The following is a 13,226-nucleotide window of genomic DNA, read 5'->3' on the forward strand; positions in this document are numbered from 1 at the left end:
AAAAATATTTAAGAATTTTTAATTAATGTTGGGTTAATCTGCGAAATTTTTAACGCACGAAAAATGCCGGAATCCTTATCAAAATATTTCCGGCATCTGTTATATTAATTTTATCTTTTTATTAATTGTAAGGTCGCTACAATCTTGTTATCTGACCTGTGGCGCTACTTTTTCCCCGAATAATTCGATAGAATTCATCATCACGTCGTGTGCCGGATCCCCAACATCCATATGCCCGATGAATCTTGTCAATCCAAACAGCTCTTTCACCTCATTGATTTTGTCTGCCACTTCATCTGCGCTTCCAATGAATAATGCGCCGTCTTTGCTGCGGCCACCATTGTACTGTTCCTTAGTATAAGGCGCCCAGCCACGCGTTCTGCCAATTCTGTCCATCTGAGATTTGTAGTTGAAGAAGTATTGGTCAATGTCTTTCTGATCATCACTCACAAAGGTGTGCGAGTGGATGGCAATCTGCATTTTGCTCTCGTCGTGTCCTGCTCTCAGATATTCCTGCTTGTAGAATTCGATGAGGTTTTTGAACTGTCTCGGCATTCCGCCGATAATAGCGACAACTAATGGTAATCCTAATTTCGCTGCTCGTAGAACAGATTCAGGTGTTCCGCCAACTGCAACCCAAATTGGTAGCACGCCGTTGTTGAAAGCTCTTGGGTAAACCGTTTGATTTTCCATCGGTCTTCTCAGGATGCCGCTCCAGCTGACGTTTTCTTCATTATTGATCTTTAGTAAAAGGTCTAATTTTTCTTCAAACAACTGATTGTAATCCGACAGATCATAACCATATAATGGAAAAGACTCAATGAAGCTTCCTCTTCCCACAAAAATTTCTGCTCTACCTTTTGAAATCAAATCAATCATCGAGAAGTCTTCATAAACTTTTACAGGTTCCGATGAGCTAAGAACTGTTACGCCACTTGCTAGTTTTATATTATTCGTGATGCTTGCAGCGGCAGCCAAAAGAATCTCGGGAGAGGATACGGCATAATCTGCACGGTGATGCTCACCCATTGCGAAAACGTCCAGACCAGCTTGATCCATCAGCTTAACCTGCTCAAGGATCTCGTTAAGTTTTACGCTGGCATCTCTATATTTTCCGGTTTTTGTGTCCAGAGCAACATCGCCGAACATCCCAATTCCTAATTCCATAATAATCTCATTTTTATATACACAAATTTAGACTTTAGGATTTTAGCTCACATTGATGTAAGGTAATTATGAATGTGTCAGAAATTTTTGTCGGGAGAATTACGGAACATAAAAAATCAGATTGATTTCTTTTTCTTGAGATTGTAATAAATGCTTTTTACGAGTCCATCTGCCACAGAAATCTTCGGAACATAGATATGCTTAATCTCCGCCCAACTCATCACATTGTTGAAGATTTGAAGGGCTGGTACGATAACGTCGGCACGGTCTTCACGGAACTGGTAGCGATGCATCCGTTCTTCTATCGAAAGATTCTGCATCTCTTTCAAGTACTTTTTAATGACGGAAACAGGCATTGGTTTGCCATCTTTGGTTTTGCTTAAAGAAAAGATTTTGTTGATGTTACCGCCGGAACCAATTGCTACCACAGGTTTTTTGCTCTTGATTTTGTCTTTGATTTCGTTATGCATCTCATCCCACATCTCGGCCGTAACGAGTCCGTTGAGCAATCGGATGGTTCCAATGTTGAAGGAGTGTTCGTACTTCATCTTATTGTTTTCGTAGAAGGTGAGTTCTGTAGAACCGCCACCGACGTCCACATAAAGATAAGCGAAATCTTTGTCAAGGCCTTCTGCGACGTGGTTCTCATAAATTAAAGTCGCTTCTTCGTCGCCGGAGATAATTTCTATGTTGATGTCCGCCTGTTCTTTGACGATATCAATGATTTCCTGACCATTCCGGGCATCCCGCATTGCACTGGTAGCGCATGCGCGGTAATGATCCACTTTGTACATCGCCATCAGTTGGCTGAAGATTTTCATTGTATTAATAACCATTTGTTTCCGCTCTGCACCGATCTCGCCATTACTGAACACATCAAAACCTAATCTCAAAGGAATTCTCAGCAGATTAAGCTTAGTGAATTCGGTTTTTCCGTTGGATGGTTTGACTTCGTTGATGAGCAGTCTGGCGGCATTACTTCCGATATCTATAGCGGCGATTATCATTGTCTTGTGGCGAATTAAAGTATAAATTTAAAGTAAAAATCTTAATACTTCTGGTTTTTCAGGTAATTATAGATTTCTATCTGCGACCTGATTTTTTGTTTTTTGTCTGATTCTACATACTCATTCCGCATATTTTTGTCCAGAATCCTCGCCTTAACATTATCTTCCAGTTGGATCTCCAGCAGTTCTTTCAGTTCCTTTTTTAGATTTTTCTGAAGAATCGGCGTTGCTGCTTCGATGCGGTAATCCAGGTTTCTAGTCATCCAGTCGGCGGAGGAGATATACATATTTTCTGCACCTTTGTTATAGAAATACATCACTCGGGCGTGTTCCAGATATTCGTCAACAATACTCACCGCATGGAACTTTGTTTTAAAGTTTTTCTGATTCACTGCGCAGAAAATTCCTCGGACAATCATTTTGGTTGTCACGCCGGCTTCTGCTGCTTCGTAGATTTTCAGGATCAGGGTTTTATCACTTAGGGAATTCACCTTGATAATCATCTCTGCCTTGCGTCCGGCTTTGGCTTCTTCGATTTCTTTGTCAATGTGTGCGATGATTTTCTCGCGCATAAACTGTGGACAGACCAAGAGATTTTTGCAGGTTTTGAGCGCCGGAGTGGGATCCACTTTTGGTTTGTTGAGAACCGTGAACACTTTATTAATATCTGCCATTATTGCACGGTTGGACGTCATCAGCAGATGGTCGCCGTAGATTTTGGCAGTCTTTTCATTGAAATTTCCCGTGCTCACGAAACCATACTGAATAGTCCGATTATTCACCCTTTTTTTGATGACACACAGTTTGGCGTGCACCTTTTTGTTCGGGATGCCGAGAAGAACTTTGACACCTTCAAGTTCCAGGCGCTCTTTCCATTCCAGGTTGTTTTCTTCGTCGAACCTCGCGCGCAACTCGAGCATTACTGTGACGTCTTTTCCGTTTCTAACGGCATTGATCAAAGCATTCACGATTTTAGAACTCGATGCCAATCGGTACGCCGTAATCTGAATCGATTTCACATCTGGGTCCATAGCCGATTCCCGCAACAGGTCAATCACCGAATCGTAAGAATGATATGGAAATGTCAGCAAAACATCTTTCTTGATAATGACATCGGTGACACGCTGTTTTCTTGCAAATTCGGGATGGATAAACGCAGTTCTCTCGGCTGGTTTTTGATAAGCTTTAAAGACATCAGGAAAATCCATAAAATGCCTGAAGTTGTGAATCTTCTGGCCAGGAATAATACTGTCTCGCTTGGTGAGACTGAGCTTCTTAATAAGAAATTCCAGTAGAGCTTTGTCCATTTCTTTGTCAAAAACAAAACGTGTCGGTTTCCCTTTCCGCCGGCTTTTGACACCTTTTTCGATTTTGTCTGCCAAGGTGGTTTTGATGTCATTGTCGAGGTCAAATTCGGCATCTTTTGTGACTTTGAAACAATGCGCTGTAAATTCGTCGTAACCGAAATATGAGAAAATATGCGGAAGATTATAAATGATGACATCTTCCAGAAGCATCACATCTTTTTGTTCTTTATCTTCAGTCGGAAGCAGGACAAATCTTCCGTTGGCCGTTACCGGAACTTCTATGATGGCATACTGGCTTTCATATTGCCATTCTTTTCTTCGCATCGCAACACCAATAAAAAGACTTTTTTCCCTTAAATAAGGCATCGGTTTGTTATCGTGCAGTAAAATCGGAATTACATTGGACTCGACTTCCTCATCAAAATATTTTACTACAAACTCTTTCTGCTCGGTGGTCAGATGTTTATAATCTTTAATAAAGACTTTCTCCTTCGCCATTTCACGCTGAACATCTTTCCACGTTCTGTCAAAATCTTCCTGTTGATTAATGACCAGTTTATTGATTTTTTGTAAAATCTTTGATGGTGCATCATAAAAAGATTCTGCCAGAACTTTTTGTTTGAAGTCCATGGCACGCTTCAATCCTGCCACACGAACACGGAAAAACTCGTCCAGATTATTGGAAAAAATTCCAAGAAAACGGATTCTGAGATGGATGGGAACACTTTTATCCATAGCTTCCTGAAGCACGCGGGCGTTGAAGCCCAGCCAAGTGATATCGCGCGGGTTGAATTGTTGTGGCATTGATGAGGTTTTGTTAATCTCAAAATTAATAAAATCCATTGGAATAATTTGTGGGACGCAAACTACAAACTTCTCCTTTTGGCCTATGTTTCCGAAATGTCAATTAAACTTTAAATCTCATCAATGACAATTTGTCACAATTCCTGACGTGGTACAGATGTTGAGAAATGCAGACTATCAACAATTGTATAACGAAAAAATAACATATAAAAATGAGTAAAATAATTGGAATCGATTTAGGAACAACCAACTCTTGCGTTGCTGTAATGGAGGGTAAAGACCCTGTTGTAATTCCTAACGCAGAAGGTAAAAGAACGACTCCGTCTATCGTAGCATTTACAGAAGATGGTGAGAGAAAGGTGGGTGATCCTGCAAAAAGACAGGCGGTAACAAACCCTACAAAAACGGTTTATTCTATCAAAAGATTTATCGGAACTCACTTTAAAGATGATGCTTCTGAAATCTCAAGAGTACCTTATAAAGTAGTATCAGGACCAAACGATACGGTAAAAGTAAAAATCGACGATAGAGAATACACTCCACAGGAAATTTCTGCAATGATCCTTCAGAAAATGAAGAAAACTGCTGAAGATTATCTAGGTCAGGAAGTAACAAGAGCGGTAATCACTGTTCCTGCATACTTTAACGATGCGCAAAGACAGGCTACTAAAGAGGCGGGTGAAATCGCTGGTCTTAAAGTAGAAAGAATTATCAACGAACCTACAGCTGCTGCGTTAGCTTATGGTCTAGATAAAAACCATAAAGATCAAAAAATCGCTGTATATGACCTTGGTGGTGGTACTTTCGATATCTCTATCCTTGATTTAGGAGACGGTGTATTCGAAGTATTGTCTACAAACGGTGATACGCATTTAGGAGGTGATGACTTTGATGATGTGATCATCAACTGGATGGCTGATGAATTCAAAGCTGAAGAAGGTGTTGACTTAAAATCTGATGCCATTGCATTACAAAGATTGAAAGAAGCTGCTGAAAAAGCTAAAATTGAATTATCTTCTTCTCCACAGACTGAAATCAACCTTCCATATATTACAGCTACAGCTACGGGTCCAAAACACTTAGTGAAGACTTTAACTAAAGCTAAATTTGAGCAATTATCTGCGGATCTAGTAAGAAGATCTATGGAACCGGTTGCTAAAGCATTGAAAGATGCAGGTTTATCAACTTCTGATATCGACGAAGTAATCCTGGTAGGTGGTTCTACAAGAATCCCGATCATCCAGGAAGAAGTAGAAAAATTCTTCGGTAAAAAACCATCTAAAGGAGTAAACCCGGATGAGGTTGTAGCCATCGGTGCAGCTATTCAGGGAGGTGTATTGACAGGTGATGTAAAAGATGTATTACTACTTGACGTTACTCCACTTTCTTTAGGTATCGAAACGATGGGTTCTGTATTCACTAAATTAATTGAAGCGAACACTACAATCCCAACTAAAAAATCTGAAGTATTCTCTACAGCTTCTGACAACCAGCCGGCTGTAAGCATCAGAGTAGGACAGGGGGAAAGACCAATGTTCAACGATAATAAGGAAATTGGTAGATTTGACCTTACAGATATTCCGCCAGCGCCAAGAGGTGTTCCTCAAATCGAAGTAACTTTCGATATTGATGCTAACGGTATCCTAAGTGTGTCTGCTAAAGATAAAGGAACCGGTAAAGAGCAGTCTATCAAAATCCAGGCTTCTTCTGGTCTTTCTGAAGAAGAAATCGAAAGAATGAAAAAAGAAGCTCAGGAAAACTCTGCAGCAGATGCTAAGAGAAAAGAAGAAGTTGAGATTTTCAACAAAGCTGACGGATTGATCTTCCAGACTGAAAAACAATTGAAAGAGTTTGGTGAGAAATTATCTGCAGATAAAAAGGCAGCAATCGAAGCAGCTCACGGAGAATTGAAAACAGCTTTCGAAGCTAAAAATGCTGACGATGTAAAAGCTAAAACAGAAGCTTTAGATGCAGCTTGGATGGCAGCTTCAGAAGAATTGTATGCAGCTGGTCAAGGTGCTCAAGGTGCAGATGCAGGAGCTCAGAATGCCGGAAATGCAGCTGGTGATGATGTACAGGATGCAGACTTCGAAGAAGTAAAATAAGACTCAGCGAGTCAGGCAATATAGAAAATCCCCGAGCGTAAGCGAGGGGATTTTTTGGTCATACAAGATCAACAATTATGAAAATGATTTTGAAGCTGTAATTTTAACATAAAATAACATTTTTTATAGTTTCTTTAAAATTTGATGGCTTACTTATTGCTTCTAGTTGAAGCGATTCTCATGTTTAATTTGAGTTTTCATGGTTATTAGTTTTTACCCAGCCTCGGCTGGGTTTTTCATTTGTCATCAATTGATGAATTTTATTCGGAGAGAAAATAATCCTTACATTCGTTTACACTAAATATTTAATTAATGAAAATTTCAAAAATTCTTGTACTTTTCGCATTGTTCCTGGTACAAATGAACATTGCCCAGGAAAAAGCAGATGTGGTCCTCGATAAAGCTTTGACCCAAGCCAAAGCAGAAAATAAAAATGTCCTTTTGATATTCCACGCTTCCTGGTGCGGCTGGTGCAAGCTGATGGAAAAGAATATGAATCTGCCATCAACAAAACCACTTTTCGATAAGAATTATGTGACAGCTTATGTGGATGTTCAGGAACGTGGCGAGAAGAAAAGTTTAGAAAATCCTGGTGGGCAAGAGTTAATGAACAAATACAAAGGAGAAACAGCAGGACTTCCTTTTTGGCTGATGATAAATCCTAAAGGCGAAGTTTTGGCTGATTCTTTTGATGACAAAGGTGAAAATATCGGTTCGCCGGCATCTGCGGAAGAAGTTGCCTTTTTCTTAGCAAAACTCGAGAAAACATCTCATCTCAACAAAGCAGAACTCCAAACTGTACAACAGATTTTTGTAAAGAAAAATTAAAACAAATCCTCAGGCAAAACTTGAGGATTTTATTTTTTTCGGAGTAAGTTGTCTGTGGTATTGATTTTTTTTATAATTTTCAACTAATTCTAAACCAAAAAATTATGAAAAAATTATTTATTTGTATGATGGCTTTTGCCACATTGACTTCTTGCGACAAAATCAAAGAAACATTGACTTCTGCTAAAGAAGCAACAGCTGGTGCAGATGAAATAGACTATCAGTTTTTGTCCAAGCCGGAAGAGACTAAAAAATGGTACGATGAGATTGTCAAAAGATCCGGTGAAGGAGCCAAGGTGATGGATGAGGTCTCGTTCAACATTTACAGACCTTCTCTGGAAGGAATGATCCAGAGGGCAGGCGAGAAAGACCATCTTTATCTAAGTATCGTTTATCAAGACAATGTTGATAAAAGAAGGGTGGAAGAGATCCAATACCATGGCAATAGCAGTGGCTGGACCCAACCTGAGAAAAAAGACATTCAGGTTACGGGGATTGGAGCGGAAAATTTTAAATTGGAAGATGAGCTCTACGATTTTGGACAGGTTTCTCTGGAAACGTTCAATAAAGTGATGGCAGATGCTCTAAAGAAATATAAAGACGATGCCAAGTATGAATACCAATATATCTCCAGCGTCTTCATCAAGAAAAGTGGTTTTGATGTTTCGGTGAAAGGAAAATTGAAATCTAACTCTCAACTGAAAACGGAAACCTACAGAACGGACCTGAAAGGCAATGAACAATAAATCAATAATAATCCCTTGGCAAACGCTAAGGGATTTTTTATTGAGAATCGGTTTTTGGGATACACTTTCCTACCAACTGATATACAATTTTTAGTCTTTCCACAGTTTCTTCCATATTTTTTGTCAGTCTTTTGACTTCTTGCGGGTCTTTGGATTTCAGGACTTTGTCGCCGCTTTTGGAAATGCATCTTTTGGTTTCAGCCTGGGAGATGGTTCCTTCCGGAGATAGTTTGGTTTGGATGCATTCGCAGGATTTTTTCGCTACTTCCTCCTCTATGGTTTGGGCTTTTGACAAAGATAATGTCATCAATAAAACTAAGAACAGGCTATATTTTTGTGAGGCTGAGGTCATTTTGTGATATTTTCTTAACGAAGATAATTTTTCTTTTTTTATCATTCAAAACTTATCTTTGCAATCCTAAAACAAAAACAATGTTTTCAAAAATTACAGTTCACAGAGTCGGGAATAAAATCAATGGAGAATCTCTAACGCTTTCTCAGGAGGAGCTTCAGCTGGAAGAGGATATGAAGGAATTGCTCGGAAATTATTTTATGAGCGCCTTTAAGTCGGAGGAGCAGTTCCAGTTTTACAGTGATTCTTACCTGGTGAATAACCCGGTGTACAGCTCTGTGTCGGAGATTTTTGAGGACAAGGCCAAGTTCCAGTGGGAATCTGAGAATATTGCCAAGCATCTCTTCAACGCGGCAGAGAATCCGCGGGTGCAGGCGGGTGAGCTCTTCGTGGTTTACTTCGAGGGAGAGCCTATCAACACCGAGGATGGTGCGCAGAAGCAGATCGATTCCATCGGGATCTTCAAAACAGAAAAGCGAGAGTCTTTCCTGAAAATATTCCCGAAAAATGAAACCTTCGACATTGAAAGAGACCAGGGCATCAGCCTATCGAAAATCGATAAAGCGGCACTGATCTATAACAACGACAAAGAGTCGGGCTACATCCTGTCTGTGGTGGATAATAACAAGAACGGCGATATGTATTACTGGTTCGAGGACTTCCTAAAGGTGAAGCAGCGTGACGATGAATACTTCCATACGCAGGAGACACTGACGGTTTACAAGGATTTTATCACGCAGAAACTGCCGGAAGAGTTTGAGGTGTCTAAGGCAGACCAGGCAGATTTCCTGAACAAGTCGATTAATTTTTTCAAGGAGAAAGAGGAGTTCAAGTACGACGATTTTGTGAACGAAGTTCTGCAGGACGAAAGTGTAATCGAGAGTTTTTCCAACTTCAAATCCGATTACGAGCAGGATATGCAAATCTCAATCTCCGAGGATTTCCCGATTAATACGCAGGCGGTGAAGAAACAGCAGCGCCACTTCAAATCCATTATCAAGCTGGATAAAAATTTCCACATCTATATCCACGGTGACCGCCAGATGATTGAAACGGGGCAGGATGAGAAGGGGAAATTCTACAGGCTTTATTTTGAGCAGGAGAAGTAGGCTTTGAAATATTTTTACATTCTTTTTAAAGTTTAAATATTTTAGAATTTAACATAATAGTAGATTCCATTCCAAAAAATTTTTACCTTTGTGGCTATGTTGAACAAGAAAAACAAGAATTTTCAGAAAATCATTTCGGTATTTTTCACCGCAATGTATGTTTTTGTGGTTTTGTTTTCTTCAGAATTACATAACCACAAGGGCGAATCTTTTTTCAAAGATTCTGGTTCCAAAAAAACAGAAAAGTCTATTACGAAGGAGCTTTCGAGCAATCAATCGGGTGACTGTCTGGCTTGTCATTTTTTGGCAACAGGCAACTCGCTGGTTCCGGAGCAGTTCACTTTTCATTTTGAGAACCACACGCAAGAAACCGAGCAGATCATCTCCGCTCAGGAAAAAATTTGGGAACAAACCAAATCCACCATTCAACTTCGCGGTCCGCCCGCACTTTCTTAAATTCCAGTTTTCTCAATCTGTTGAGAATCTCTTTGAATTAATTTATCAGACTTTTTTGGGACTTCCAACGCAATGGTTGTCATTATCCGAATGATTTGGGCAGCTTATCCGCCCTCCACTCCCGCTTTTTTCTTTTTTTGCTAAAAAAGAAAAAGAGCTCCGTTCAGGTCGGGCTGCGTATGATTCTACGTTCCAAAATTGCGTCAAGAATTAATTCAATAAAAAAGATGGACTTTAGTATTGAGTTCTAATATCTCAAATCTAGATTCTAACATCTACTTCAATTATACATTTTAAATAAATGAAACACATTATAAATCTAATGGTAGTCTTTTTCGGACTTACATTAGTAACTGCGCAGAGCTATTCTGTAGAAGGGACTGTTCAGGATTTTCACGACAAAACGATGCTGGAAAATGCCGTTGTAACGTTGGGGAATTCTACTACGAAAACCGATAAAAAAGGAAGGTTTTCATTCAGTAACATCTCTGCAGGGTCGCATCAGCTGGTCGCAAAGCATCCTCTCTGCGACGATTATACTGAAAATGTAAAAGTCGACAGAGACTTGCATTTGGCCATCACATTGGAACATCACACGGATGAGATCCAAGGCGTCACCCTGCATGGCAATCATAAAACCAGAGGTTCTGTGATTATGAGTACGCTGGACAAGACAGAAATTGAGAGGAATTCCACGGAAAATCTGGGGAATTTGTTATCCAGAATTACAGGCGTTTCGGCATTGAAAACGGGAAATAATATCACAAAACCGATTATTCGTGGCTTGTACGGAAGCCGAATTTCTATCCTGAACAACGGTGTGAAAATGGCTGAGCAAGAATGGGGCGTAGAGCACGCTCCGAATATTGATGTCACCGATTTTGAACACATCGATGTCATCAAAGGTGCTTCCGCTTTGAAGTACGGAAATGAAGGTGTTGGCGGCGTTGTCGTTTTGGAACCGGCAATTTTACCAAAAAAGGATACGATAATGGGTAACGTTCGACTTTCCGGGATTTCCAATGGAAGAGGAGGTGAATTAGGCGCAACAATTATTAAATCTTGGGAAAATGATTGGTTTGTAAAAGCTGGTGGAACTTATAGAAAAACGGGTGACCAATATATTCCGCATCATACTTTGCAGAACACAGGTCAGGAGTTTAATTCTTTTAATTTCTCTTTTGGGAAACATAGTTTCCTACAAGGATTTGATGTTTCTTACAGTGGAACCAATCAGGAATTCGGGATTTATAAAGGTGCACATTTGTCGAGTCCGGAGGATTTTTACAATGCTGTTAACTTTGGGCAACCTTATTTTTTGGATAATTTCAGTTATGATATTGATAATCCTAAGCAGGAAGTGGCGCATCATATTGCTAAAGTTTCTGCTTACAAACGTTTCTCCGATTTTGGGAAACTGACTTTTCAATACAGCTTCCAATATAACCGAAGAAAGGAATTTGATATCCGAAGAGGAGAATTGCTGAATGTTCCATCGATGGACTTGAGATTGATTACGCATTCTGCCAGTTTGGTTCATTTGATTGAGCGTCTGAATTGGAGTTTGGAAAGCGGCATCTCCGGAAGTTTTCAGGATAATTTTCCAGATCCGGCAACCAAAGCAAGACGTCTGATTCCTGATTATTACCGATATGATGCAGGCGCATTTTCAGTTTTCAAATATAGATTCAGTTCAAAATTGAATGCAGAAGCTGCAGTTAGATATGACTTCAGCAGATATGATGCTTACAAATATTATGATTCTGATAAATGGAATGATAACTATGCCAGCCAATTTTCGGAATTCTTTGTAAGCGAATCCGGAAGCCGAATCTTGACAAGACCGATTCTGGATTATCATAATCTCTCTGCCAATGTCGGTCTGAATTATAAACCATCTCAAGATTTTGAATTCAAACTCAATCTTTCCAGAGCGGAAAGAACACCGAATCCTGCGGAACTTTTTGCGGACGGATTACATCATTCGGCAGCCATAATGGAGGAAGGGAATCTGAGTATCAAAAAAGAAACGATTTACAATGTGAATCTTTCTTTGGCAGGTCAGTTTGATGTCTTGAAAGGTCTTCATATTGAAGCGAATCCTTATCTGATGTATTCTGATAGTTTTATTAATCAAATTCCCACGGGTGTTATGAATACTAACCGAGGTGTTTTCCCTGTGGAATCTTATCAGCAAGTTAAAGCAAGAATGCTTGGTGTGGATGTGGATGCAGAACTGTCAATTTTAGATAATCTGAAATGGAAATCAGGGTACAGCGTTTTGAGAGGCGATGACCTCACGAACGATCAGCCATTGATTCTGATGATGCCGGCGAGAAACAGAAACTCAATTGAAATTATGCTTCACAAGCCTTCTCAATTCTATGTAACATTAGAAAATGACAATGTGTTCAGGCAGAAACGTTACCCGATTGCCAATCTTCCTGTTACTTTTATAAAAGATGGTGTGGAGAGAAGTGAGATTGTCGATTTCAGTACGCCGCCTGCAGCATACACAAGTTTCAATGCGACATTGGGCGCCAACTTATTCAAACATCTGAATGTTAATTTCAGAATCAACAACTTATTTAACACAGAGTATCGAGAATATCTGAACAGGCTTAGATATTATATGTACGAGCCGGGAAGAAACTTCGTGGTGACTCTGAAATACAATTTTTAATTATTACAAACTTAAAATTTAAATCGAAATGAAAAAATTATTAAATATTACACTAGCACTTTTAGCAGCCTTTTTTATCTTGTCTTGTAGAAACAGCGATGACGACGTTCCAGAAGACGTACACGAGCACGATGAGATTGGAAAAGTAGTTTTGACATTAACTAATAAAGCTAATGCTAGTGATGTTCAAACTGTTAGTGTAATTTCTGGTGTTGCAGACGGGCATTTGCATTTGCACGCTGGTGATACTTATTCTGCTGTTTTGGATTTCCAAATCAAGCACGATGATCATTACCACTCTTCGGATGAGATAGAGGAAGAGAAAGATCATCATTTTATTACATTCAATCCGGCTAATGCGGATATTGTTGTAGTGAGAGCTGCTAATGATATTGTAAGAACAGATGGACAAAGATTAGGTCTTAGAACAGAATGGACCATTAATTCTACACAGGAAACCGGAAAAATGAATATCAAGTTGGTTCACGGGCCAGCTACAGTTAATCAAAATTATCCTTCTGCCTCTAATCAATTAGGTCAGACTACCGGAGGTGAAACAGATGTTGACATTACTGTGGATGCTCATTAATCCAATATTTATTTAATATGTTGAAATAAAGATGTCTTTCCAAAAGGCATCTTTATTTTTTGCGGAAACTTTA

The 13,226-nt window shown here is 39.5% G+C and carries 11 protein-coding genes; 7 read left to right on the top strand and 4 right to left on the bottom strand.

The window, feature by feature from the left end; all coding sequences use genetic code 11:
• Positions 1-147: 147 nt before the first annotated feature.
• The 3 genes from BXY58_RS10520 to ppk1 all read right to left on the bottom strand — a co-directional run bounded on the left by BXY58_RS10520 (position 148) and on the right by ppk1 (position 4,285).
• The gene (locus BXY58_RS10520; protein WP_120213825.1) at positions 148-1,167 is read right to left on the bottom strand and encodes an LLM class flavin-dependent oxidoreductase; all 1,020 of its coding nucleotides are present in this window, start codon (positions 1,165-1,167) and stop codon (positions 148-150) included.
• Between the two features lie 116 nt (positions 1,168-1,283).
• Entirely contained in the window at positions 1,284-2,174 is an 891-nt protein-coding gene (locus tag BXY58_RS10525) for a Ppx/GppA phosphatase family protein (RefSeq protein ID WP_120213826.1), read from the bottom strand.
• 41 nt (positions 2,175-2,215) lie between these two features.
• Positions 2,216-4,285 carry a polyphosphate kinase 1 gene (gene ppk1, locus BXY58_RS10530; RefSeq protein ID WP_120213998.1) on the bottom strand — a complete coding sequence of 690 codons (2,070 nt, stop codon included), beginning with the start codon at positions 4,283-4,285 and terminating at the stop codon, positions 2,216-2,218.
• A 212-nt stretch (positions 4,286-4,497) separates the two neighbouring features.
• On the opposite strand from ppk1, the gene dnaK reads away from it, so the two are divergent.
• The 3 genes from dnaK (at position 4,498) to BXY58_RS10545 (ending at position 7,964) form a co-directional block, all read left to right on the top strand.
• Positions 4,498-6,390: a molecular chaperone DnaK gene (gene dnaK / locus BXY58_RS10535; RefSeq protein ID WP_120213827.1), complete on the top strand. Its 1,893-nt coding sequence runs from the start codon at positions 4,498-4,500 to the stop codon at positions 6,388-6,390.
• A 312-nt stretch (positions 6,391-6,702) separates the two neighbouring features.
• Positions 6,703-7,218: a thioredoxin family protein gene (locus BXY58_RS10540; protein ID WP_120213828.1), complete on the top strand. Its 516-nt coding sequence runs from the start codon at positions 6,703-6,705 to the stop codon at positions 7,216-7,218.
• A gap of 104 nt (positions 7,219-7,322) precedes the next feature.
• Positions 7,323-7,964, top strand: a complete 642-nt coding sequence (locus BXY58_RS10545; RefSeq protein WP_120213829.1) for a hypothetical protein — start codon at positions 7,323-7,325, stop codon at positions 7,962-7,964.
• A gap of 37 nt (positions 7,965-8,001) precedes the next feature.
• Here the strand turns inward: BXY58_RS10545 and BXY58_RS10550 are convergent, their stop codons facing one another.
• On the bottom strand, positions 8,002-8,271 hold the full coding sequence (locus BXY58_RS10550) for a hypothetical protein (protein WP_147366836.1): 270 nt from the start codon (positions 8,269-8,271) through the stop codon (positions 8,002-8,004).
• Between the two features lie 125 nt (positions 8,272-8,396).
• Here BXY58_RS10550 and BXY58_RS10555 point away from each other — a divergent pair, with 125 nt between their 5' ends.
• The 4 genes from BXY58_RS10555 (at position 8,397) to BXY58_RS10570 (ending at position 13,153) form a co-directional block, all read left to right on the top strand.
• A complete protein-coding gene (locus BXY58_RS10555; protein ID WP_120213831.1) occupies positions 8,397-9,425 on the top strand; it encodes a nucleoid-associated protein in 1,029 nt (342 codons plus the stop codon).
• Positions 9,426-9,521: 96 nt separating this feature from the next.
• The gene (locus BXY58_RS10560) at positions 9,522-9,881 is read left to right on the top strand and encodes a hypothetical protein (RefSeq protein ID WP_229728440.1); all 360 of its coding nucleotides are present in this window, start codon (positions 9,522-9,524) and stop codon (positions 9,879-9,881) included.
• A gap of 301 nt (positions 9,882-10,182) precedes the next feature.
• A complete protein-coding gene (locus BXY58_RS10565; protein ID WP_120213832.1) occupies positions 10,183-12,564 on the top strand; it encodes a TonB-dependent receptor in 2,382 nt (793 codons plus the stop codon).
• A 28-nt stretch (positions 12,565-12,592) separates the two neighbouring features.
• Entirely contained in the window at positions 12,593-13,153 is a 561-nt protein-coding gene (locus BXY58_RS10570; RefSeq protein ID WP_120213833.1) for a hypothetical protein, read from the top strand.
• The last annotated feature ends 73 nt before the right edge of the window (positions 13,154-13,226 follow it).

The sequence above is a fragment of the Epilithonimonas arachidiradicis genome (genome assembly GCF_003610695.1).
Taxonomy (GTDB): domain Bacteria; phylum Bacteroidota; class Bacteroidia; order Flavobacteriales; family Weeksellaceae; genus Epilithonimonas; species Epilithonimonas arachidiradicis.